The following is a 22,717-nucleotide window of genomic DNA, read 5'->3' as shown; positions in this document are numbered from 1 at the left end:
GCCCCGGCCGGCCCGATCGCGCAGATCACGCGAACAGGAGGGGGCGCCGCCTTGGACGTACCCGCTCCGGTCCTGCGGATGAGCGGGATCGGCAAGCAGTTCCCTGGAGTGAGGGCACTGGACGGCGTGGACCTCCGGCTGCTGCCGGGCGAGGTCCACGCGCTCATGGGCGAGAACGGCGCCGGCAAGTCCACGCTGATCAAGGTCCTGACCGGGGTCCACCCGGCCGACTCGGGCACGATCGAGCTGGACGGCCGGACCGTGTCCTTCACCGGGCCGCTGGAGGCCCAGCAGGCGGGCATCAGCACCGTCTACCAGGAGGTCAACCTCTGCGCCAACCTGTCGGTGGCGGAGAACATCTTCATCGGCCGCGAGCCGCGCCGCCGCGGCCGCATCGACTGGAAGCGGATGCGGGCCCGCGCCGCCGAGCTGCTGCGCCGGCTGGAGCTCGACGTCGACGTCACGGCCCCGCTGTCGTCGTACTCGCTGGCCCTGCAGCAGATGGTGGCCATCGCCCGCGCCATCGACGTCGAGGCCCGGGTGCTCATCCTCGACGAGCCCACCTCCAGCCTCGACGCGGGCGAGGTGCGCCAGCTCTTCCGGGTGATGCGGCGGCTCAAGGAGGACGGCATCGCCATCCTCTTCGTCTCCCACTTCCTCGACCAGATCTACGAGATCTCCGACCGGATGACCGTCCTGCGCAACGGGCGGCTCGTCGGCGAGTACCTCACCCGCGAGCTGAGCCAGGTCGCGCTCGTCTCCAAGATGATCGGCCAGGAGCTGGCCGAGCTGGAGCGCCTGCACGGCGAGGCCAGGACCTTCGACCGGCCGCTGGTCGAGGCCCGCGAGCTGGGCCGGACCGGCGCCATCGAACCGTTCTCGCTCACCATCCACGAGGGCGAGGTCGTGGGACTGGCCGGGCTGCTCGGCTCCGGCCGCACCGAGGTCGCCCGGCTGCTGTTCGGCGCCGACCACGCGACGAGCGGCGAGGTGGCGATCGGCGGCGCGCCCGCGGCGCTGCGCACCCCGCGCGCGGCGATGGGGCACCGCATCGCGTTCTGCTCCGAGAACCGCAAGCAGGACGGGCTCATCCCCGACCTCACCGTGCGCGAGAACATCGTCCTCGCCCTCCAGGCCACCCGCGGCTGGACCCGGCCCGTGCCGCGCGACCAGCAGGACGAGCTGGTCGGCCGCTACGTCAAGGCGCTCAAGATCAGCCCGCCCAACCCCGACCACCTGGTGCGCAACCTCAGCGGCGGCAACCAGCAGAAGGTGCTGCTGGCCCGCTGGCTCATCCTGGAGCCGCGGCTGCTCATCCTCGACGAGCCGACGCGCGGCATCGACGTCGGTGCCAAGGCCGAGATCCAGCGGCTCGTCGCCGAGCTGTCCGACGGCGGCATGGCCGTGCTGTTCATCTCCGCCGAGCTGGAGGAGGTGCTGCGGCTCAGCCACCGGGTCGGCGTGCTGCGCGACCGCAGGCTGGTGGCCGACCTGCCCAACGACGACACCCTCACCACGGACACGCTCATGGAGACCATCGCGAGCGGGGGCCGGGCATGAAGCGACTCCTCTGGCCGCTGCTCGTGCTGGCCGCGCTGCTGGCCGTCAACCTGTTCTTCACCCCCTCCTTCTTCTCCATCGAGATGAAGGAGGGGCACCTGTACGGCAGCCTCATCGACATCCTGCGCTTCGGCGCCCCGCTCATCCTCGTCTCGCTCGGCATGACCCTGGTCATCGCCACCGGGGGCATCGACCTGTCGGTCGGCTCGGTGGTGGCGATCTCGGGGGCGCTGGCGTGCTTGCGGATCAGTGAGGACGGGGGCGTCTTCTCCGCCGTGGTGCTGGCGCTCGGCCTGTGCGTGCTGCTCGGCGTGTGGAACGGGTTCCTCGTCGCCGGGGTCGGCATCCAGCCGATCATCGCCACGCTCATCCTCATGGTCGCGGGGCGCGGGCTGGCCCAGCTGATCACCGACGGGCAGATCATCACGGTCAACAGTCCGTCGTTCAAGCTCATCGGCGGCGGCTACCTGCTGACCGTGCCGTTCGGCATCCTGCTCGTGCTCGTCGTGCTGGGCGTCACCGCGTTCCTCACCCGTCGGCTCGCGCTCGGTGTGCTCATCGAGTCGGTCGGCGGCAACGCCGAGGCCAGCCGGCTCGCGGGCATCCGGTCACGCGGGATCGTCATCACGGTGTACGCCTTCGCCGCGCTCTGCGCGGGCGTCGCCGGGCTCATGATCAGCTCGAACGTGTCCAGCGCCGACGGCAACAACGCCGGCCTGTGGATCGAGCTGGACGCCATCCTCGCGGTCGTCATCGGCGGCACCTCGCTGTCGGGCGGCCGGTTCTCGCTGGGCGGCACCGTGCTGGGGGCGCTCATCATCCAGACGCTGACGACGACGATCTACTCGGTGGGCGTGCCACCGGAGACGACGCTGCTGTTCAAGGCGCTCGTGGTGGCGGCGGTCTGCCTCATCCAGTCGCCGAAGTTCCGGGACAAGGTGTTCCGCCGGGCCGGGCCGTCTGCGCCGCCCCGCCCGGCGGCCGAGGAGAAGGTGCGGGTGACGGCATGACGACGGCCATCCTCGACCGGCTGGGCGCGCGCGGCCGGTCCGTGCCCGCCAAGTACGTGCCGGTGCTCGTGACCGGCGGGCTGTTCCTGGCGATGTTCGTCGCGGGCGGCATCCGCTACGAGGGGTTCGCCACCGGGCAGGTGATCCTCAACGTCTTCGTCGACAACGCCTTCCTGCTGGTGGTCGCGGTCGGCATGACGTTCGTGATCCTGACCGGCGGCATCGACCTGTCGGTGGGCTCGGTGGTGGCGCTGTCCACGATGATCTCGGCCAGCCTCATGGCCGGGCCGGGCTGGCCGCCGTACCTGGTGGTGCCGCTCGTGCTGCTCATCGGGTCGGCGCTCGGGCTGGTGATGGGCTACATCGTGCACGCCTTCGACATCCAGCCGTTCATCGTCACGCTGGCCGGCATGTTCCTGGCGCGGGGCCTGTGCTACACGATCGGCACCGAGTCGATCCCCATCGAGGACCCGACGTTCACGGCGTTCGCGCAGACCAGGATCGACCTGTTCGCCGACCTGTGGATCTCGCCGAGCGTGGTGATCGCCGCCGTGGTGGTGCTGGTGGCGGCGTACGTGCTGCACTACACCCGGCTCGGCCGCACCGTCTACGCGACGGGCGGCAGCGAGCAGTCGGCCCTGCTCATGGGGCTGTCGGTGGGGCGGACCAAGGTGGCGGTCTACACGATCAGCGGCTTCTGCTCGGCGCTCGGCGGGGTGCTGCTGTCGTTCTACATGCTGTCGGGGTACGGCCTGCACGCCGTCGGCATGGAGCTCGACGCCATCGCGGCCGTCGTCATCGGCGGCACCCTGCTGACCGGAGGCTCCGGTTTCCTGTTCGGCACGGTGCTCGGGGTGCTGGTGCTCGGCCTCATCCAGACCGTGCTGAGCTTCGAGGGCACGCTGAGCTCCTGGTGGACGAAGATCTTCATCGGGTTGCTGCTGTTCGTGTTCATCCTGTTGCAACGTCTATTCTCGGCGCGGCGCCGTACCTGACCGTTCGTGCGGCGCGTGCCGTACCCGACATGGGGAGTGTGTGTGAGCGTTAACAGTGACAGCTACGTGATCGGCGTCGACTTCGGCACGCTGTCGGGACGCGCCGTGGTGGTGCGCGTCGCGGACGGCGCCGAGCTCGGCACGGCCGTCCACGAGTACGCCCATCGCGTGATCGAGGACCGCCTGCCGGACGGCGACGTGCGTCTCGGGCCCGACTGGGCCCTGCAGTCGCCGCACGACTGGCTGGACGTGCTGAAGACCGCGGTGCCCGAGGCCGTGGCCGCGGCGGGCATCGACCCCGCCCAGGTCATCGGCATCGGCACCGATTTCACGGCCTGCACCGTGCTGCCGGCGACCGCCGACGGCGCCCCGCTGTGCTACACCACTCCCGAGCGCCCCCACGCCTGGCCCAAGCTGTGGAAGCACCACGCAGCCCAGTCCCACGCCGACCGCATCAACGCCCTGGCCGCCGAGCGCGGCGAGACGTGGCTGCCCCGGTACGGCGGCAAGATCTCCTCCGAGTGGGAGTTCGCCAAGGGCCTGCAGGTCCTGGAGGAGGACCCGGAGGTGTACGAGCGGGCCGAGCGCTGGATCGAGGCCGCCGACTGGATCGTCTGGCAGCTCACCGGCGTCGAGACCCGCAACGTCTGCACCGCCGGCTACAAGGGCATCTACCAGGACGGCGCCTACCCGTCCGAGGAGTTCCTGGCCGCGCTCAACCCCGGCTTCGCTGGCTTCACCGCCAAGCTCGGCCACGACATCTCGCCCCTCGGCGGGCTGGCCGGCCGGCTGACCGCCGAGGCCGCCGCCTGGACCAAGCTGCCCGAGGGCATCGCCGTCTCCGTCGGCAACGTGGACGCCCACGTCACCTCCGCCGCGGCCGACGCCGTCCGGCCCGGCCAGATGGTCGCCATCATGGGCACCTCCACCTGCCACGTCATGCCCTCCGACCAGCTCGCCGAGGTGCCCGGCATGTGCGGCGTGGTCCAGGACGGCATCGTGCCGGGCCTCTGGGGCTACGAGGCCGGCCAGTCGGGCGTCGGCGACATCTTCGCCTGGTACATCGACAACTCCGTGCCCGCCTCCTACGCGCGCGCCGCCGAGGAGCGCGGCCAGACGGTCCACGAGTACCTGACCGAGCTGGCCGCCGCCCAGGAGGTCGGCGGCCACGGCCTGGTCGCGCTCGACTGGCACAACGGCAACCGCTCGGTGCTGGTCGACCACAACCTGTCCGGCGTGATCGTCGGCCAGACGCTCAGCACCCGGCCCGAGGACGTCTACCGGGCGCTCATCGAGGCCACCGCGTTCGGCGCCCGCGTGATCGTCGAGACGTTCGAGGCGTCCGGCGTCCCCGTCGAGGAGTTCGTGGCGGCGGGCGGCCTGCTGAAGAACCGCTTCCTCATGCAGGTCTACGCCGACGTGCTGCGCCGCCCGATCTCGGTGATCGGCTCGGACCAGGGCCCGGCGCTCGGCTCCGCCATCCACGCGGCCGTCGCCGCCGGCGCGTACGCCGACATCGAACAGGCCGCGGCCGCCATGGGCACGCGACGCGAGAACGTCTACCTGCCCGACCAGGGCCGGGCCGACGCCTACGACCGGCTCTACGCCGAGTACCGCACACTGCACGACTACTTCGGGGACGGACGCATGCTGCACACCCTGCGGAAGATCAGGAACGAGGCCGGCGCATGATCCAGCGCATGAGGAGGACGGTCAGCGATCTGCACGCCGAGCTCGTACGGAACAACCTCGTCGCGTGGACCGCCGGAAACGTTTCCGGCCGGATCCCGGGCGAGGACCTGTTCGTCATCAAGCCGTCGGGCGTGAGCTACGACGAGCTGGGCCCGGAGAACATGGTCCTGTGCGACCTCGACGGCAACCTCGTGGAGGGCGACCACTCCCCGTCCAGCGACACCGCCGCGCACGCCTACGTCTACCGCAACATGCCCGAGGTCGGCGGCGTCGTCCACACCCACTCCACCTACGCCACCGCCTGGGCCGCCCGCGGCGAGGCCGTCCCGTGCGTGCTCACCGCCATGGCCGACGAGTTCGGCGGCGAGATCCCGGTCGGGCCGTTCGCGCTGATCGGCGACGACTCCATCGGCCAGGGCATCGTCGAGACCCTCAAGGGCCACCGCTCGCCTGCCGTGCTCATGCGCAACCACGGCGTCTTCACCATCGGCAAGGACGCCAAGGCCGCGGTGAAGGCCGCCGTCATGTGCGAGGACGTGGCCCGCACGGTGCACGTCGCCCGCCAGCTCGGCGAGCCGCTGACCATCGCGCAGGACGACATCGACCGCCTGTACGACCGCTACCAGAACGTCTATGGACAGAGGAGCCCGCGTTGACCATCTGGTTTCTGACCGGCAGCCAGGGACTGTACGGCGAGGACACGCTGCGCCAGGTCGCCGAGCAGTCCCGGCGCATCGCCGAGGCCCTGCCGGTGCCCGTGGAGTGGAAGCCCGTGCTCACCGACGCGGCGGCGATCCGCCGCGTGATGCTGGAGGCGAGCGCCGACGACTCCTGCGCCGGGGTGATCACGTGGATGCACACGTTCTCGCCGGCCAAGATGTGGATCGCCGGACTCGACGCGCTGCGCAAGCCGCTGCTCCACCTGCACACGCAGGCCAACGTGGAGCTGCCGTGGAGCTCCATCGACATGGACTTCATGAACCTCAACCAGGCCGCCCACGGCGACCGCGAGTTCGGCCACATCCAGACGCGCCTCGGCGTCCCCCGCAAGACCGTCGCCGGGCACGTCAGCGACCCGCGCGTGGGTGAGCGCATCCAGGCGTGGGCGCGGGCCGCCGCCGGCCTGGCCGAGCTGCGCACCCTCAAGCTGGCCCGCTTCGGCGACAACATGCGCGACGTGGCCGTCACCGAGGGCGACAAGGTCGAGGCGCAGCTGCGCTTCGGCGTCTCCGTCAACACCTACGGCGTCAACGACCTCGTCGAGGCCGTGGACGCGGCCTCCGACGCCGACGTGAACGCGCTGGTCAAGGAGTACGGGGAGCTCTACCACGTGACGCCCGAGCTGCTCGGCGAGCGGCGCGAGTCGCTGCGCTACGCCGCCCGGATCGAGCTGGGCCTGCGCCGCTTCCTGGAGGACGGCGGCTTCAAGGCGTTCACCACGAACTTCGAGGACCTCGGCGGCCTGCGCCAGCTTCCCGGCCTGGCCGTGCAGCGGCTCATGGCCGAGGGCTACGGCTTCGGCGGCGAGGGCGACTGGAAGACCTCGGTGCTGCTGCGCACGCTCAAGGCCATGACGCCCGAGGGCGGCACCTCCTTCATGGAGGACTACACCTACGACCTCACGCCCGGCCGGGAGCTGATCCTCGGCGCGCACATGCTGGAGGTCTGCCCGTCGATCGCCGCCGACACGCCGTCGTGCGAGATCCACCCGCTCGGCATCGGCGGCCGGGAGGACCCGGTCCGGCTGGTGTTCGACGCGGCACCCGGCCCGGGCGTCGTCGTGGGCCTGGCCGACATGGGCGACCGGTTCCGGCTCGTGGCCAACGAGATCGACATCGTCCCGCCGGCCGAGCCGCTTCCCGCCCTGCCCGTGGCCCGCGCCGTCTGGCGGCCCCGGCCCGACTTCCGCACCAGCACCGAGTCGTGGCTGACGGCCGGCGCCCCGCACCACACCGTGCTGTCCACGGCCGTCGGCACCGAGGAGCTGACCGACCTGGCCGACATGCTGGGCGTGGAGCTGCTCGTCATCGACGCCGACACGACGAGCCGGCAGTTCGCGAAGGAGCTGCGCTGGAACCAGGCGTACTACCGTCTGGCGCAGGGCTTCTAGTGACGGCTGAGGCCACGGCGGCCGGCCCGGCCGGCTCGGCCTCCCGGCCGACGAACTGGGCGGGCAATGTCGTCTTCCGCGCGTCGGAGGTGCGGCGGCCGTCCTCGCTGGAGGAGCTGCGGCGGCTGGTGGCCGGCAGCGCCCGGGTGCGGGCGCTCGGCACCGGCCACTCGTTCAACGACGTCGCCGACTCGCCGGGCGACCTGGTCGCTCTCGACCGCATGCCGTACGTCGTGGAGATCGACGGCGGGACGGTCGGCGGTCCGGGGACCGGCGGCCACGAGATCGGCGGCGGGACGGCGCGGGTGCGGGTCGGCGCGGGCGTGACCTACGCGCGCCTCGCGGCCGACCTGCACGCGCGCGGATTGGCGCTGGCCACCATGGCCTCGCTGCCGCACATCTCGGTGGCGGGATCGGTGGCGACCGGCACGCACGGCTCCGGCGACGGCAACCGCAGCCTCTCGGCCGCGGTCCGCGGGCTGGAACTGGTCACGGCCGACGGCTCGCTCGTCTCGCTGGAGCGCGGCGACGACGACTTCCCGGGCGCGGTCGTCGCGCTCGGGGCGCTCGGCGTCGTCACGGCGCTCACGCTCGACGTGGTGCCCGCCTTCGAGCTGCGCCAGTACGTCCGCGAGGACCTGCCCCGCGACGCCCCTTTCGGCGAGGTCATGGCCGGCGGCTACAGCGTCAGCCAGTTCACCGACTGGAGCTCCACCCGGGTGTGGCTCAAGCGGCTCACCGAGCTGCCGGACGGCGACTGGCACGGCACCAGGGCGGCGGACGGCCCCCGCCATCCGGTGCCGGGCATGCCCGCCGGCAGCTGCACCGCCCAGCTCGGCGCGCCGGGGCCGTGGCACGAGCGGCTGCCGCACTTCCGGGCCGACGCGCCGCCGAGCGGCGCCGGCGACGAGCTCCAGTCGGAGTTCGCGATGCCGCGGGAGCGGGCGGCCGAGGCGCTGGCCGCGCTGTACGCCGTGGGTGAGGCGATCCGGCCCGCGCTGCAGATCTCGGAGGTGCGCACGGTCGCGGGCGACGACCTGTGGCTGAGCCCCTTCCACGGCCGCGACAGCGTCGCCGTCCACTTCACCTGGGTCAAGGACTGGGACGCGGTGCTCCCGGCCCTGCGGCTGGTGGAGGAGACGCTGGCGCCCTTCGACCCCCGGCCGCACTGGGGAAAGCTGTTCATCCGCCGGCCGGAGCCGTCGGAGCGCTTCGGGGCGCTGGTGCGCAGGTACGACCCGGAGGGGAAGTTCGGCAACGACTTCGTCCGGAGCGTCATAGGAGATTGACTCCTCTCGCCGGTCGTACATGAGCCGTACCTGACGGGAACTGACAGGTACGACCGGCATCCTGGTCGCATGACCGCTCACGGAACCTTCGACCTCGACAGCGTGACCCCCCAGCCGCCCTTCTCCGAGCACGACGGCGTCTCGCTCGGCCAGATCACGCTGACCAAGACCTTCCACGGTGACCTCGACGCCACCTCCGTGGTCACCATGCTGGCCACGACGACCGGGATCGAGGACTCCCGCTCGTACGTGGCGGTCGAGCGGATCGAGGGCACGCTCGACGGGCGCGAGGGCAGCTTCGTCGTCCAGCACGTCGCCACCAGCGACCGGGGCGAGACATCGCTGCGCGTCACCGTCGCCCCCGACTCCGGTACGGGTGAGCTGCGCGGCATCCGCGGCGAGCTGGAGATCCGCGTCGCGCCGGACGGCTCCCACTCCTACACCTTCGACTACCGCCTCTGACGTCCCGGCCCCGCTCCGACCGCCTTATGACGACCCGCCTTATGACGACGTGACCGCCGGTGTGGCCCGCGTCGTGAAGGCGCGGCGGTAGGCCGACGGGGACGTCCGCATCGTGCGCGAGAAGTGCTGGCGGAACGTCACCGGGCTGTCGAACCCCACCGCGGCCCCGATCTCCTCGACGGGCGCGGCCGTGCCCTCCAGCATGGGCAGGCTGGCCGCCACCCGCTGCGAGATCACCCATCTGAGCGGGGTCGTGCCGGTGCGCCGGCGGAAGTGCCGCAGGAACGAGCGTTCCGACATGTGGGCCACCCGCGCCAGGTCGGCCACGCTGATCGGCCGCGCCAGGTCGGCCAGGGCCCACTCCATCGCCCGGGTCACCGCGTCGTCGTCCTCGACCGGCCGTACGGGGGCCTCGATGAACTGGGCCTGCCCGCCCTCCCGGTGCGGCGCGATGACGAGGCGGCGCGCCACCGCGTTGGCGATGCCGGGGCCGTGGTCGGCGCGGACGAGATGGAGCAGCAGGTCGAGCCCCGCCGCGCTGCCCGCGCTGGTCAGCACGTCGCCGCCGTCCACGTACAGGACCGAGGCGTTGACCCGCACCGTGGGGAAGCGGCGCTGGAGCAGGTCGGTGTACTTCCAGTGGGTGGTCGCCTCCCGCCCGTCGAGCAGGCCCGCCGCCGCCAGCGCGAACGCGCCCGAGCAGATCGACACCAGCCGCGCCCCGCGGTCGTGGGCCTGCCGCAGCGCCGCGACCAGCTCCGCGGACTCCGGCCCGCGCACGTCGGGCACGCCGGGGACGATCACCGTGTCGGCCTCGGCCAGCACGTCGAGCCCGTGGGCCGCCTGGAGGGTGAACCCGCCCATCGCGCGCAGCGGCCGCGTCGTCTCGGCGCAGACCCGCAGGTCGTACCAGTTCACTCCGAGCTCCGGCCGCGGCAGTCCGAAGATCTCCACGACGCAGCCGAGCTCGAACGGCCCCATCCCGTCGAACGCGAGCACCGCGACGGTCGGCAATGGAGGCGTCAGCGAGACCGGGATCGGCATGGGCGCATGTTAGCCCGCCTCCCAAAGCGGGAGAAACAGGACATGCACATATCGGGGGTACACACCGTTCTGCCTGATCACCGCTACGACCAGGCGGAGATCATCGAGGCGTTCTCCCGGTTGACCGAGGCCGACCGGGATCTCCTGGAACACTTCCGCGCCGTCACCGGCGTCCAGGGCCGCAACCTCGCGCTCGCGCTGGAGGACTACGGCAAGCTCGACTCCTTCACCCGCGCCAACGAGGTGTACAACGAGATCGCGCTCGACCTCGCCGAGCGGGCCGTCCTCGGCGCGCTGGCCAAGGCGGGAGTGCCGCCGGAGAAGGTGGACCACCTGATGTTCTGCTCCAGCACGGGCCTCGCGACCCCGTCGCTGGACGCCCGGCTGGCCCAGCGCGCGGGACTGCGCGACGACGTCAGACGGGTGCCGGTGTTCGGGCTCGGCTGCGCGGCCGGCGCGGCGGGCCTGGCCCGGCTCAACGACTACCTGCGCGGCTGGCCCGCCCACGTCGCGCTGCTGGTCTGCGCGGAGCTGTGCTCGCTCACGATCCAGCGCGACGACACCTCCGTCGCCAACGCCCTGGCCGGGGCGCTGTTCGGGGACGGCGCGGCGGCGGTCGTGGCCACCGGGCGCGGGCCGGGGCCGGAGGTGGTGGCCACGCGCAGCAAGCTGTACCCCGGCACGGGGCATCTCATGGGCTGGGAGATCGGCCGGCACGGGTTCCGCGTCGTGCTGGACGCCGGGCTCATCGGCTTCGTCGAGCAGGTGGTCGGCGGCGACGTCAAGACGTTCCTCGCCGACTACGGCCTGACCCCTGACCAGGTCGGCACCTGGATCTGCCATCCCGGCGGCCCCAAGGTCATCGAGACGATCGCGGGCGCGCTGGGGCTGCCCGCGTCGGTGTTCGCGGTGACCCTGGAGTCCATGCGGGAGCACGGCAACCTGTCGTCGGTGTCGGTGCTGCACGTCCTGCAGCGCACGCGGGGCCGTCCCGGGCAGCCGGGGCTGCTGCTCGCGCTCGGGCCGGGCTTCTCGGCGGAACTGCTTCTGCTCCACTGGTGAAAGCGCCCTGGCATGCTGGGGGTCATGAACGAGACCCTGCCGCTGATGGAGCGCGCCGCCGGCCGTACGGCCGACCTGGTGGAGAGCATCGGTGAGGACGAGCTCGCGCTGCCGACGCCCTGCGCCGACTACGACGTCCGCGGGCTGATCGCCCACCTGGAGTGGGGGGCGTCGCTGTTCGAGTCCCTGGCCTCAGGCGGCGGGATGATCCCCCAGTCGGAGTACACCGGCGACTTCCGCGACCGGGCCGAGCGGATGCTGGCCGCCTGGCGCCGGCCGGAGGCGTGGGAGGGCGTCAGCCCCGGCATGGGCCTGCCGATGAGCACGCTCGCCGCGATGAGCCTGTGCGACCTCGACGTCCACGGCTGGGACCTGTCCGTGGCGACCGGCCGGCCGTACGAGGTGGACGAGGAGGAGGCGGAGCGGCTGCTCGCCTTCGCCGGCCAGATGGCGCCGACGGGACGGAAGATGGGGGCGTTCGGGGAGCCGGTGGAGGTGCCCGCCGAGGCGTCCGCGCTGCACCGCGCCCTGGGCGAGCTCGGCCGCGACCCCTCGTGGAAGCCGTGACGACCTCTGGGATGTGAGGGGCCGGAGTGACTGGGCCGATCACGCCCCGGTCGCGGTTCGCGCTCGCTTGGATCACTCACCCGGCCACGCGGCGGCGGGAAGCCGTCGATACGCGTGGAGGTGGTAAGCAGTGAAATTTCGTCCTTTGGCGGCAGGTGTTGGACTTGTCGCGTTGCTCGCTCTCGCGGCCTGCGGGGGCGGGCCCGAGGGATCCACCAGCGACTCCGCCGAGCGTGCCCCCGAGCGGACACAGGCCGGCCAGCCGGCCCCCGCCCAACCCAGAGCCACCCGCCGCCCGCAGGCGCCCGAAGCCGAGGGGGAGACGAGGACCGACGCCGAGCAGGACACCGGCCGCGACTCCGCCGAGGCGCAGATCTCGACGTTCGCCCTGGACGTCGACACCGCCTCGTACTCCTACGCCCGCCGCGCCCTCGGTGAGGGACGCTGGCCCGAGCCCGCCCGGATCCGGCCCGAGGAGTTCGTCAACTCCTTCGGACAGGACTACGCCGAGCCCGCCGGGGACGGCTTCACCGTCCACATCGACGGAGCCCGCATGTCCGGCTCCGACGCGGCCGTCGTCCGTGTGGGCCTGCGCACGCGCGGCTCCGACGCCGCCGCGCGCCGCCCCGCCGACCTCACCTTCGTCGTGGACGTCTCCGGGTCGATGGCCGAGCCCGCCCGGCTCGACCTGGTCAAGGCGTCCCTGCACACGCTGATCGACCAGCTCGCGCCGGGCGACCGGGTGTCGGTCGTCGCGTTCAGCGACACGGCCGAGACCCTCGTCCCGATGACGCCGCTCACCGCCCGGCCCGACCTGCACGCCGCCGTGGACCGGCTCGCCGTCCAGGGCGGCACGAACCTGGAGGCCGGGCTGGTGACCGGCTACCAGGAGGCGTCCCGGGCCTTCCGCCCCGCCGCCACCAACCGCGTCGTCCTGCTGTCCGACGGCCTGGCCAACCAGGGCGCCACCGCCTGGCAGGCCATCCTCGACCGGGTCAAGGAGTACGCGGGCCGGCAGGTCACGCTGCTCACGGTCGGCGTCGGCCGTGACTACGGCGACGAGCTGATGGAACAGCTCGCCGACAACGGCGACGGCGCCGCCGTGTACGTCAGCACCCGGGAGGAGGCCGGGAAGGTCTTCGCCGAGCGGCTGCCCAGCACCATCGAGCTGCGCGCCCGCGACGCCAAGGCGCAGGTCGCCTTCAACCCGTCGGTCGTGGAGAGCCAGCGGCTCGTCGGCTACGACAACCGGGCCATGTCGGCCGCCGAGTTCCGCGACGACGCGCGCGACGGCGGCGAGATCGGCCCCGGCCACGCGGTGACGGCCCTCTACAGCGTCCGCCTCAAGCCGGGCGCCACGGGCCAGCTCGCCCAGGCGACCGTGCGCTGGCAGGACCCGGACACGCGCGCCCCGGCGGAGGCGAGCCGGTCGGTGGACGTGACCGCACTGGCACCGTCGATCTGGGACAAGGCGCCGGTCAGGCTCCAGGTGGACGTGGTGGCCGCCGCGTTCGCGGTGTACATGCGCGACAGGGAGGCGTTCGGTCTGGACCTGCCGGTGCTGGGGGAGCACGCCAGGCGGCTGGCGGAGACCGCGGAGGACCCGATGGTGTCCGAACTGGCCCGCCTCATCGACCGGGCCCGCACCATCGGCTGAGGCCACGGCCATCCCCGGGCCGCCGCCGCCGACCGTGCTCGGCGGCCCGGGGAGTCCGATACACTGGTGCACGCAACGCGGGGCTATGGCGCAGTTGGTAGCGCGCCTCCATGGCATGGAGGAGGTCTGGGGTTCGAATCCCCATAGCTCCACAGCGAATCGGGGTTTCGGAGTCGATCCGAACCCCTTTTCTCATCTCTGGGCGGCCGTCGCAGTAGTCAGCCGGCACGACGGAAGGCCGCGCGGTAGTCCCTCGGGCGTCGTCCGGTGTGCTTGGCGAAGAGGGCGGCGAACGTGCCGGGATCCCTGTACCCGACCGAGGCGGCGATGCCGGCGACCGTTCGGTCCGTGGTCTCCAGGAGGTGGCGGGCCCACGGACACGCGCCGCCTGCAGGTACTCCAGCGGGCTCTGGCCGGTCTCGTCCGCGAAGCGCCGCAGCAGCGTCCGAGTGCTGACCTTGAACGCGTCGACAACGCGGCCAGGTCGTAACGGGCGGCGAGGTTCTGGTCGAGGACCGCGTCGCGCGCGACGGACTGAAGGTTCTCGCCTACCGCTTCGACGACGACCGCTGGTGCACCGGCCGGCGCTTCGCCGCCTACCGGGCACCCCTCAGCCCTGAGGCCGTCCGGACATTCCGTGACGACATCCGGCTGAGCGACACAACAGCCGCCGGCGCAAGCGACGATCAGATCGACGAACCGGGAGAACGTTCTCCGGTGCGAAGGGTCGTCTCGGTGGGATCCCCAGTCTCCCGGCGCGGCCTGCCCACGACGCACACCAGGCCGGTCGAGGCGGACGTCCGGCCGGTCAGCGTGGTGACCTCGAACCCGTGCTCCGCCAGGACCGGCGCCACCCTGTCGGCGATCTCCCTCACGCGTCCCGCCTCCGGCGGCTCCCAGCACAGGTGGAGGCTCCCGCCACGTGCGAGCCACCGGCGCAGGGCGTCGAGTTCCCGCGCCGGGGAGCGCGTCCAGAACAGGTTGACGTTGACCGAGAAGATCCTGTCGAAGGAGGCGTCGGCGAAGGCGGCCTCCTCCAGCGCGGCCACAAGGAAGTCCGCCCTGCCGGCCGCCACGTGCTCGCCGTTGCGCCGCCTGGCCGCCTCGACGGCCGTGCGCGACCGGTCCACGGCGGTGAATGACCCGTCCGTGAGGCGGGAGAGGACGACCGCGGCCGCGACACCGCGACCGCACCCGATCTCCAGGACCCGGTCGGACGGCGCGAGATCCAGCGTGTCCACCAGCCAGGTGAACCGCTCGGGTATCGATGTTCCAGCCATGCTCACATGATCGCCGCAGATGGCCCGGATCGGTCCGTACGGTCACTGTCGCGGCCGGAACCCGCGCGGTGGCGGCGGGCTCGTCGTTGCCGGGGGGACGCGGAGGACCACTCTGCCGCGATATGACGATCAGGTTCACCGCCCGAGCGGTCGGAGTGGACGAAGACCACGAGAGCGAAACCCTGTCGGCCGGCGTCGCCGAGACCGAGGACGGTGACGGCATGATGCTCGTCTTCCAGTGCGCCACCCACGAACTCGATGAGCAGGACAACCCGAGGAGTCGATCGAGCGGTTCCGGCAGGCGTTGCGGCGTATCCTGTCCTACGGCCGGGAGGACGCGCGCCCGAGCGTCGTCCACCTGTGATCCCTATCCCGCAGGCGCGGCCCATCGGCGCTGTACGACAGGTGACGGGACGGCCGGGAAATGTCGGTCCCCTCTGAGATTCTTCGGCGCACGACACAGATCCCGCGGCAGGGGACGACCGGGGCCGGCCGGGTTCGGCGACACGCCTGGTGCGCCCGGGTTGGGCGACACGACGCAAGGCCGGGTTCGGTGACACGGCCTGAAGGACGGGTCCGGGGCCTCCGCGGGACGGCTCTGGACGCCGTTGCGACCATGCGCCGCGCGGTCCGTCGTGGTCATGTCCCGGCGTGGAGAGGGCGGTGCGGTGTTGGAAGGCGTGGACGAGGTGCCGTGGGGCCGTCACGGCTGGTTCCAAGGAGCGGACCGGTGCCCGGCCTGCTGCGGGAGATCGCGGCGGCGGCGCCGAACAGGGGCTCGGGATGATGGGCCCGGCGGCGGCCGGGGCGGTGCCCGCGCTGGAGGTCATCGCGACCGGCCGGGCCCGCGTGACCAGCCGCGACGTCCGCGCGGACGAGCGGTACCAGCGCGCCGCCCGGCACGCGCTGACCCTCATCCGGGCGTGACGGCCGTCCGCACGTCCGAGCCTCCGCCGGCCGGTCCTCTGCCCCTGGTGGTCCCCGCCCGTCGCAGTCGTTCCCGGGGCGGAGCGGAGCTACCTGTACAAGGCCGTTCCTCCCTATACGATCTTGTACGCCGGTGTCCAGGGAGTCCCGTCAGCCGATCTCGGCGTCCTCGCAGTAGCCGCCGGCCAGCATCCGCGTCGGGCCGAGAAGCCGGGACTCGACGGGCGTGCCCTCCGCTCCGGCCCAGAGGCCGGACCCGCCCACCCGGCGCAACACGACCCCGAGCAGCCTGTCGGCGTGGAAGAAGCCGCGCTGCCGGGAGTCGAAGCTGCGCTCGTTGTCGCCGTAGACCACGAGAGCGCCGGCGGGCACCCGTTCCACGTCCCCCTCCACGGGCACGCCGGGGGGCACGAGGTCGCCGGGTAAGGCGATGACCCGCTTGATGTTCCAGCGCCGGCCGTCCGGCCCGGTTGGGCCGGGCGGGATCCGCCCGGTGGGGTCCGGCGTCGGCTCCAGCACCACGACGTCGCCCTTGGACACCTGCTCCAACCGCCGCCGCCGCACCAGGACGCGCTCGCCGTCGCCGAGCGTCGGGGCCATGCTGATCCCGACCACGGTGACCACCACGTAACGCCGGCGGGCCAGCAGGACTCCCGTGGCGACCGCCACGGCACCACCGGCGAGCAACGCGCCGTTGATCAGCTTCATCGCGCTCTTCCCTGGCCGGGACCGGAGATCGATCCTCGTCAGGAACGATCTCCGTTGCGCCGCGACGCTGTCAAGGGACAGCTGTTCACCAGGGGCCGGGCTCAGGCCAGGGTGATCGTCCACACGGTGGCCGTCCCGTCGCCACGGCGGAGCACCCGCCGACCGGCTCGCCCTTCACGTACGTCATCGGGGTGTGGAACCGCAGGACGTGCGCCCGCTCCCCGTCGGCCGCCCGCCAGGCGTGCACGGTCCGGTCGCCGAGGCCCGCCGCGACGAGCCCGCCCGCGCGCCGCCGGTCTCCACCGGCCGAGGCCGCCCGCGCGCGTCTGTGCTTGCTCGCCTTGGCGCCGCCCAGGGCGTGTTTCCAGAACCAACTGCACCATCTCGCCGAGGATGTCCATGACAGCCCTTGAGACGCGTGTGGGGCGGGGCCTCCCCGTGCCCCGCCATACGCGAGGAGCCGGGCCCGTGGTTGCGAGATACAGTGCCGTCAGATACAGCGGGCGAGCTCGGTCTCCGTCAGGGTGAGGGCCGCGGCGGCGGCCGAGTCGCGGATGGTCTCCGGCCTGCTGGCCCCCGGGATGGGGACGACCACGGGGGAGCGGGCCAGCAGCCACGCGAGCGCGACCCGCTGCGGGCTGACGCCGCGCTCGGCCGCGATCTCGTGGAAGGCGGCCATCCGGGGGTCGGGTTCCTGTCCTGAGGGGCCGTCCAGGGAACTGCGCGACAGGCCGCCGAGCGGGCTCCACGGCAGGAACGCCAGGCCGAGCCGCTCGCACAGCTCCAGCTCGGGCTCGCTGTCGCGGACCGCCGGGGAGTAGCGGTTCTGCACCGAGACCAGGCCGTCGCCGAGGATGTCACGGGCCTGCAGGATCTGGGCGGTGTCCACGTTCGACAGCCCGGCCATGCGGATCTTGCCCGCGTCGAGGAGGTCGCGCAGCGCGCCGACGGACTCCGCCCAGGGCACGGCCGGGTCCGGCTTGTGGAGCTGGTACAGGCCGATGGCCTCCACGCCGAGCCGCCGCAACGACCCCTCGCAGGCCCGCCTCAGGTGCTCGGGCGTGCCCGTGACGGTCCACGAGCCGTCGCCGGGCCGCCCGCGGCCGCCCTTCGTGGCGACCAGCACCGCGTCGCGGTCACCGCCGTAGGAGGCGAGGGCGCGAGCGATCAGCTCCTCGTTGTGGCCGGTCTCGCCCGCGTGCCAGTGGTACGAGTCCGCGGTGTCGACGAGCGTGACGCCCGCGTCGAGGGCGGCGTGGATCGTGGCCATGGCCCGCTCCTCGCCGGGGCGGCCCTCGATGGACAGGGGCATGGCGCCGAGGCCGACGGCGCCGACCTCCAGGGGCCCGAGGCGGCGGGTCAGGGAGCTGGTGCGCACGTCAGGCCGCCTTCAGGTGGCCGAGCGTCGCGGCGACGGCGCCGGGCAGCCAGTCCGCGGTGGCCGAGAGCGGGAGTCCGAGCCGGGCGGCCAGGCCGTTGTCCATGGCGTAGTGGCGGTCGAACGAGAACGGCGACGCCGGCTCGCCCGGCTCCACCCCCTGGTACACCGGCGTCCGTCCGGTCTGCGCCCCGATCGCCGCACACAGGCCGATCACGTCGAGCGGCCCGTGCGAGCAGGCGTTGACGGCACCGACGTGGTCGGAGGCCGCCACCCGGAACAGCAGCCCGGCGATCTCCTCGTCGTTCGTGAACGAGGTCGGGTACGGGTCGCGGTGGACCGCGATCGGCCGGCCCGCGAGGATCCGTTCGGCGTAGTACGCGAGGCGGCCGGTGAAGTCGCGCGCCCGCACGCCGAGCACGTGCGCCGAGCGGACCGCGACGAACGCGAAGGGGCTGTCCCGCGCGAGCACCGCCTCGGCCCGCCGCTTGTCCTCGGCGTAGCGGACGGCCTCGGCGGGCAGCCGGGACGCGCCGGGCCCGGCCGGGCCGCCGTCCGCCGGCCACGCGGCCGGGTCGAGCGAGTCCTCCGTCACCAAGGTCCCGGGAGAGGCCGGGGTGATCAGCGCGGACGTGGCCGGGTCGTACACCTCCATCGTGGACGTCATGACGTACCGGGAAGCGCGTCCCGCGAAGACCCGCCGCGCGAGCGCCGCCTGGAGCGGGGTGTAGCAGACCTGGTCCACCACCACGTCGAACGTGTGCCGCCCGAGCGCCGCGCGGAGCCCCTCCTCGTCGTCGCGGTCGGCGACCACGTGCGCGACCCCCTGCGGCGGCGCGGCGGAGCCGCGGTTGACCACCGTGACGGCCGCACCCGAGTCGCGGAGCAGTTCGATGAGGCGGAGCCCGAAGTAACGGTTCCCGCCGATGACGCATACGCTCTTCACGGCACCGAGCCTGCCGGGGCGAGGCGGTGAGCAGAAGTGCCGACCTGCTTACGAGGTCGTTAGGAGAACTGTTGATCGACGTGCAGCGGCTCCGGGTCCTGCGCGAGGTGGCCCGCCACGGCAGCTTCAGCAAGGCGGCCGCCGCCCTGCTCTTCACGCCGTCGGCGGTGTCGCAGCAGATCGCGACCCTCGAACGCTCGGTCGGCGCGCCGGTCGTCGAGCGCAGCACGCGTGGCGTGGTGCTCACCGAGCCGGGCCGCCTGCTCCTGGAGGCGGCCGACGTGGTCTTCGCCGAGCTGCGCAGCGCGCAGGAGCGCATCGACCGGATCGCGGCCGGCCGTCCCCGTCTGACGGTCGCCACGTTCAGCAGCGGCGGCCGCCGCCTGCTGCCGGAGGCGCTGACCGCGTTCGTCTCCGCCCACCCCGAGGTCGAGGTGAACGTGCTGGAGCGCGAGCCGGAGGACGCCCTTCCCCTCGTGCGCGAAGGGGTGGCCGACCTCGCCCTCACCTACCACTTCGACGGTCCGCTGCCGCTCGTCCAGGGCGACCGGCCGGTCCTGGAGTGGCGGCCGCTGATGGACGACCCGCTGTCGGTGGTGCTGCCGGCGGGGCACCGGCTGGCCGGCCGCGAGGCCGTCGACCTGGCCGAGCTGGCCGGCGAGCGCTGGGTGCTCGGCTGCACCAAGACCGAGGCGTACCTGCGACGGTACGCCGAGCGGGCCGGCTTCGAGCCGGCGTTCGCCGGGGGCACCAGCGACTACTTCTTCGCCCAGGCGCTGGTCGCCGCGGGGGTGAGCGTGTCGCTGATCCCGGAGGTCGCCCTCGACCGCTCCGCCGCGGGCGTCGCCGTCGTGCCGATCCGGCCGCCGCGGCCGGCCCGCCACGTCGGGCTGGTCACGTCCCGGCGCGCGGCGAACCCCGACCTGGTGGAGGCCCTGGCCGGGCTGCTGTCGCGCGCCGCCGCTCGGGGCTGACCCGGGGGGTCACGCGCGCTCGGGGTGGCGCTGCCGTACGGGCGTGAGGAGCGCGACCAGCGCCAGCACCAGGCAGGACGCGCCCGCGAGGACGAACACCGCCGTCGCGCCGTGATGTTCGGCGCCCCAGCCGAGGACGGCCGCGCCGACCGGCCCCAGCGAGAAGTGGATCGTCCAGAACGCCGACGTCACCCGGCCCAGCAGGTGAGGAGGCGTCTGGAGCAGATGCCGGCCACGCTGACGCACGCCAGGTAGAGCGCCATGATCGCGGCCACGCCCCACACGGAGCCCGCGAGCCCGAGGGACAGGATGGCGAGCCCCGACACGACCTGGGCCCCGATCCACGACGGCCCGAACCCGAGGGCCCGCCGCACCCGGGCCACCAGCATCGAGCCGGCCATCGTGCCCACCGCCCCGACGCCCAGCACGACGCCCACCACGGAGTCGCTCTGGCCGAGGTCGTGCTTGAGCCGGTAGATCACGATGTCCGTCAGCCCGAGCGTCATGAAGATGAAGAACGACAGCAGGATCGTCAGGGTCCGCAGCACCGGCTGCCGGAACAGGAACTCCGCCCCGGCCAGCAGCTCCCGCCACGGCCGCCCCTGACGCGCCGGGCCCGCGCCCTCCGCGGGCTCGACGGCGTAGCGGGAGGCGCGGGTCAGCAACACCCCCACGGCGGACAGCGCGAAGCTGGCGGCGTTGATGGTGATCGCGGCGGTCGGGCCGAACTGCCCGGCCACCACGCCGGCCAGGGTCGGGCCCAGGACGCCCGCCGCTGCGGCCGTGGCGTACAGCATGCCGTTGGCCTCGGTGACGCGTCCCTCGCCGGCCAGGCCGCCGACCGCGGCCACGTACGTGACCTGGAAGACCATGCCCACGGCCGAGGCCAGCGGAAGCACCGCGTACAGCAGCCAGAGGTGCGTGCCGAACGCCCAGACCACCGGGATCGTCGCGAACAGGACGAGCCGGATCACGTCGCAGGCGATGAGCAGCCGCCGGCGGTCGAACCGGTCGGCGAGCACCCCCGCGAACACCCCGGCCACCACCGACGCCGTGCCCGACACACCCGTGAGCAGGCCCATCTGCGTGGCGGACCCGGTCACGTTCAGGACGAGGAGCGGCACGGCGATGAGCGCGAACGAGTCGCCCGCGACCGACAGCGTCTGCGCGCACCAGAAGATCAGGAAGTCGCGGTCCCGCCAGAGCGAGCCGGGTCGGGGCGATCGGCTCGCGCCGATCCGGAGGGAGATCACGCCGGCGAGGCTATCCCTTGCCCCCTGCGCGCCGCCGCCCGTTTTCGCCCGCCGAGACGCTTGCGGCGGGAGCGGCTTCCGCGGACGAGAGCCGCGCGTCTCGTCCGGGCAAGGCGCGGCTCATGCGGGGAGAGCGGCGCGGCGGAAGGTGTGCCGGTAGGCGAGGGGCGCGACCCCGACAGCGGCGTGCAGGTGCTGGCGCAGCGACACCGACGTCCCGAACCCGGAGCGCCGCGCCACCTCCTCCACCGGCAGGTCCGTCGTCTCCAGCAGCAGCCGGGCGTGCTCGACCCGCTGCCGGGCCAGCCACCGGGCCGGGCTCATGCCCGTCTCCTCCCGGAAGCGCCGGGTGAAGGTGCGCACGCTCATCCGCGCGTGCTCCGCCAGGGCCTCCAGCGGCAGGTCCGCGTCGAGGCGGCCGAGCATCCACGAGCGGGTGGCGGCGGTGCCGTTGCCGCCGCTGACGGGCAGGGGCCGGTCGACGTACTGGGCCTGGCCACCCTCACGCCACGGCGGCGTGACGCAGCGGCGGGCCGCCCGGTTGGCCACCTCGCTGCCGTGGTCGCGGCGGACCACGTGCAGGCACAGGTCGATTCCCGCGGCCACCCCGGCCGAGGTCAGCACGTCGCCGTCGTCCACGTACAGGACGGCGGGGTCCAGCCGCACGCGGGGGAAGAGCGCGGCGAAGCGCGGCGCCTCCCGCCAGTGGGTGGTCGCGGGACGGCCGTCCAGCAGCCCGGCCGCGGCCAGCACGAACGCCCCCGTGCAGATCGACATGACCCGGGCACGGCCGCGCAGCGCGTCGCGCAGCTCGGCCGTGACGGTGCCGTCCTTCATGGCCCGGCCGGCGTGGATGCCGGGCACCACGACGGTGTCGGCGGTGTCGAGCACGTCGAGGTCGTGGTCCGGCACGACGCTGTAGCCGGCGCCGCACCGCACGGGCCGGCGGCCGGGCGAGCAGGTCACCACCTCGTACAGCTTCTCGCCGGCCGCCGTCTCCGCGGCCCAGAACACCTGACCCGGAACGCCCAGGTCCAGGGGCGAGAAGTGGTCCAGGACGAGGACCGCGACCCGATGCGTCATGGCCCGATTCTTTCACATGATGGCTTTCCGGCCACTCGCGACCGTCGGGGGCGTTCCCCCAGGATGGAGCCCATGACCCTGAGCTCCGCCCCTGTCCGCACGCGCGGGATCCATCGCGCCTGGTTCGTCGCGGCCGTCGCGTTCGTGGCGATCCTCGGCGCCGCCGGGTTCCGCGCCACTCCCGGCGTGCTGATCACTCCGCTCCAGGAGGAGTTCGGCTGGACGAAGGGCACGATCTCCCTCGCCGTCTCGGTCAACCTGGTGCTCTTCGGCCTGACCGCCCCCTTCGCCGCGGCCCTCATGGACCGCTTCGGCATGCGCCGCGTGGTGGCCGCGGCCATGCTGCTCGTGGCCGCGGGCAGCGGGCTGACCGTCTTCATGACCGCGAGCTGGCAGCTTCTGCTGCTGTGGGGCGTGTTCGTCGGCCTCGGCACCGGGTCGATGGCGTTGGTCTTCGCCGCCACCGTGGCCGACCGCTGGTTCGTCAGGCACCGCGGCCTGGTCACCGGGATGCTCACGGCCGCGGGCGCCACCGGGCAGCTCGTTTTCCTGCCCGTGCTGGCCCACCTGGCGGAAGGGCCCGGGTGGCGGGTGGCGTCGCTGACGGTGGCCGGCTCCGCCCTCGCCGTGGTGCCGTTCGTGTGGTGGCTGCTGCGCGACCGGCCCGAGGACGTGGGCACCACCGCGCTGGGGGCCGAGCCCGGCGCCCCCCGCGTGGCG

General features: G+C 73.0%; 23 protein-coding genes and 1 tRNA gene. 15 read left to right on the top strand and 9 right to left on the bottom strand.

Annotation, left to right across the window (positions count from 1 at the left end; translation table 11 throughout):
• The first annotated feature begins 51 nt into the window (after positions 1-51).
• The 8 genes from AB0H81_RS19540 (at position 52) to AB0H81_RS19505 (ending at position 9,118) form a co-directional block, all read left to right on the top strand.
• Positions 52-1,560 carry a sugar ABC transporter ATP-binding protein gene (locus tag AB0H81_RS19540; protein ID WP_358376171.1) on the top strand — a complete coding sequence of 503 codons (1,509 nt, stop codon included), beginning with the start codon at positions 52-54 and terminating at the stop codon, positions 1,558-1,560.
• Entirely contained in the window at positions 1,557-2,570 is a 1,014-nt protein-coding gene (locus AB0H81_RS19535) for an ABC transporter permease (RefSeq protein WP_358376169.1), read from the top strand. The genes AB0H81_RS19540 and AB0H81_RS19535 overlap by 4 nt, the downstream gene beginning before the upstream one ends.
• A complete protein-coding gene (gene yjfF / locus AB0H81_RS19530; RefSeq protein ID WP_358376167.1) occupies positions 2,567-3,565 on the top strand; it encodes a galactofuranose ABC transporter, permease protein YjfF in 999 nt (332 codons plus the stop codon). Before AB0H81_RS19535 ends, yjfF begins: the two co-directional genes overlap by 4 nt.
• Positions 3,566-3,607: 42 nt before the next feature.
• On the top strand, positions 3,608-5,257 hold the full coding sequence (gene araB, locus AB0H81_RS19525; protein WP_358376165.1) for a ribulokinase: 1,650 nt from the start codon (positions 3,608-3,610) through the stop codon (positions 5,255-5,257).
• Entirely contained in the window at positions 5,254-5,913 is a 660-nt protein-coding gene (locus AB0H81_RS19520) for an L-ribulose-5-phosphate 4-epimerase (RefSeq protein WP_358376163.1), read from the top strand. The genes araB and AB0H81_RS19520 overlap by 4 nt, the downstream gene beginning before the upstream one ends.
• Complete coding sequence (gene araA / locus AB0H81_RS19515; protein WP_358376161.1) at positions 5,910-7,367, top strand: L-arabinose isomerase; 1,458 nt, start codon at positions 5,910-5,912, stop codon at positions 7,365-7,367. The genes AB0H81_RS19520 and araA overlap by 4 nt, the downstream gene beginning before the upstream one ends.
• Positions 7,367-8,656, top strand: a complete 1,290-nt coding sequence (locus AB0H81_RS19510) for an FAD-binding protein (RefSeq protein WP_358376159.1) — start codon at positions 7,367-7,369, stop codon at positions 8,654-8,656. The genes araA and AB0H81_RS19510 overlap by 1 nt, the downstream gene beginning before the upstream one ends.
• A 69-nt stretch (positions 8,657-8,725) precedes the next feature.
• Positions 8,726-9,118, top strand: coding sequence for a DUF3224 domain-containing protein (locus tag AB0H81_RS19505; protein WP_358376158.1), 393 nt, complete (start codon positions 8,726-8,728; stop codon positions 9,116-9,118).
• Positions 9,119-9,157: 39 nt separating this feature from the next.
• Here the strand turns inward: AB0H81_RS19505 and AB0H81_RS19500 are convergent, their stop codons facing one another.
• Positions 9,158-10,162 (bottom strand): helix-turn-helix domain-containing protein, encoded by a 1,005-nt coding sequence (locus tag AB0H81_RS19500; RefSeq protein WP_358376156.1) that lies wholly within the window; start codon positions 10,160-10,162, stop codon positions 9,158-9,160.
• A 42-nt stretch (positions 10,163-10,204) separates the two neighbouring features.
• On the opposite strand from AB0H81_RS19500, the gene AB0H81_RS19495 reads away from it, so the two are divergent.
• The 4 genes from AB0H81_RS19495 (at position 10,205) to AB0H81_RS19480 (ending at position 13,600) form a co-directional block, all read left to right on the top strand.
• Complete coding sequence (locus tag AB0H81_RS19495; protein ID WP_358376154.1) at positions 10,205-11,224, top strand: 3-oxoacyl-[acyl-carrier-protein] synthase III C-terminal domain-containing protein; 1,020 nt, start codon at positions 10,205-10,207, stop codon at positions 11,222-11,224.
• A gap of 24 nt (positions 11,225-11,248) precedes the next feature.
• Positions 11,249-11,791, top strand: coding sequence for a TIGR03086 family metal-binding protein (locus AB0H81_RS19490; protein WP_358376152.1), 543 nt, complete (start codon positions 11,249-11,251; stop codon positions 11,789-11,791).
• A gap of 172 nt (positions 11,792-11,963) precedes the next feature.
• On the top strand, positions 11,964-13,448 hold the full coding sequence (locus tag AB0H81_RS19485; protein ID WP_358376150.1) for a von Willebrand factor type A domain-containing protein: 1,485 nt from the start codon (positions 11,964-11,966) through the stop codon (positions 13,446-13,448).
• Between the two features lie 79 nt (positions 13,449-13,527).
• A tRNA-Ala gene (locus AB0H81_RS19480) sits at positions 13,528-13,600 on the top strand.
• Between the two features lie 66 nt (positions 13,601-13,666).
• Here the strand turns inward: AB0H81_RS19480 and AB0H81_RS19475 are convergent.
• Together AB0H81_RS19475 and AB0H81_RS19470 are read right to left on the bottom strand one after the other, a co-directional pair.
• Complete coding sequence (locus tag AB0H81_RS19475; RefSeq protein ID WP_358376224.1) at positions 13,667-13,777, bottom strand: hypothetical protein; 111 nt, start codon at positions 13,775-13,777, stop codon at positions 13,667-13,669.
• 357 nt (positions 13,778-14,134) lie between these two features.
• Positions 14,135-14,728 (bottom strand): methyltransferase domain-containing protein, encoded by a 594-nt coding sequence (locus AB0H81_RS19470; protein WP_358376148.1) that lies wholly within the window; start codon positions 14,726-14,728, stop codon positions 14,135-14,137.
• A gap of 783 nt (positions 14,729-15,511) precedes the next feature.
• Here AB0H81_RS19470 and AB0H81_RS19465 point away from each other — a divergent pair.
• On the top strand, positions 15,512-15,655 hold the full coding sequence (locus AB0H81_RS19465) for a hypothetical protein (RefSeq protein WP_358376146.1): 144 nt from the start codon (positions 15,512-15,514) through the stop codon (positions 15,653-15,655).
• Between the two features lie 150 nt (positions 15,656-15,805).
• On the opposite strand, the gene AB0H81_RS19460 is transcribed toward AB0H81_RS19465, so the two are convergent.
• From AB0H81_RS19460 to AB0H81_RS19450, 3 genes are all read right to left on the bottom strand, one after another.
• Positions 15,806-16,363 carry a S26 family signal peptidase gene (locus AB0H81_RS19460; RefSeq protein WP_358376144.1) on the bottom strand — a complete coding sequence of 186 codons (558 nt, stop codon included), beginning with the start codon at positions 16,361-16,363 and terminating at the stop codon, positions 15,806-15,808.
• 490 nt (positions 16,364-16,853) lie between these two features.
• Entirely contained in the window at positions 16,854-17,741 is an 888-nt protein-coding gene (locus AB0H81_RS19455; protein WP_358376142.1) for an aldo/keto reductase, read from the bottom strand.
• 1 nt (position 17,742) lies between these two features.
• Positions 17,743-18,687: a reductase gene (locus AB0H81_RS19450; RefSeq protein ID WP_358376140.1), complete on the bottom strand. Its 945-nt coding sequence runs from the start codon at positions 18,685-18,687 to the stop codon at positions 17,743-17,745.
• Between the two features lie 80 nt (positions 18,688-18,767).
• Here AB0H81_RS19450 and AB0H81_RS19445 point away from each other — a divergent pair, with 80 nt between their 5' ends.
• Positions 18,768-19,661, top strand: a complete 894-nt coding sequence (locus tag AB0H81_RS19445) for a LysR substrate-binding domain-containing protein (protein ID WP_358376222.1) — start codon at positions 18,768-18,770, stop codon at positions 19,659-19,661.
• Between the two features lie 9 nt (positions 19,662-19,670).
• Here AB0H81_RS19445 and AB0H81_RS19440 read toward each other — a convergent pair whose 3' ends face one another.
• The 3 genes from AB0H81_RS19440 to AB0H81_RS19430 all read right to left on the bottom strand — a co-directional run bounded on the left by AB0H81_RS19440 (position 19,671) and on the right by AB0H81_RS19430 (position 21,997).
• Positions 19,671-19,853, bottom strand: coding sequence for a hypothetical protein (locus AB0H81_RS19440; protein ID WP_358376138.1), 183 nt, complete (start codon positions 19,851-19,853; stop codon positions 19,671-19,673).
• The gene (locus tag AB0H81_RS19435) at positions 19,850-20,914 is read right to left on the bottom strand and encodes an MFS transporter (RefSeq protein ID WP_358376136.1); all 1,065 of its coding nucleotides are present in this window, start codon (positions 20,912-20,914) and stop codon (positions 19,850-19,852) included. Before AB0H81_RS19435 ends, AB0H81_RS19440 begins: the two co-directional genes overlap by 4 nt.
• A gap of 120 nt (positions 20,915-21,034) precedes the next feature.
• Complete coding sequence (locus tag AB0H81_RS19430) at positions 21,035-21,997, bottom strand: helix-turn-helix domain-containing protein (protein ID WP_358376134.1); 963 nt, start codon at positions 21,995-21,997, stop codon at positions 21,035-21,037.
• Between the two features lie 72 nt (positions 21,998-22,069).
• On the opposite strand from AB0H81_RS19430, the gene AB0H81_RS19425 reads away from it, so the two are divergent.
• Positions 22,070-22,717 (top strand): MFS transporter (locus AB0H81_RS19425; RefSeq protein WP_358376132.1); only part of this gene is annotated, 648 nt, incomplete at its 3' end.

It is taken from the genome of Nonomuraea sp. NPDC050691 (assembly GCF_040654455.1).
Classification (GTDB): domain Bacteria; phylum Actinomycetota; class Actinomycetes; order Streptosporangiales; family Streptosporangiaceae; genus Nonomuraea.
Note: the sequence above shows the minus strand (reverse complement) of the source record. Positions and strands in the feature narration are given on the sequence as shown.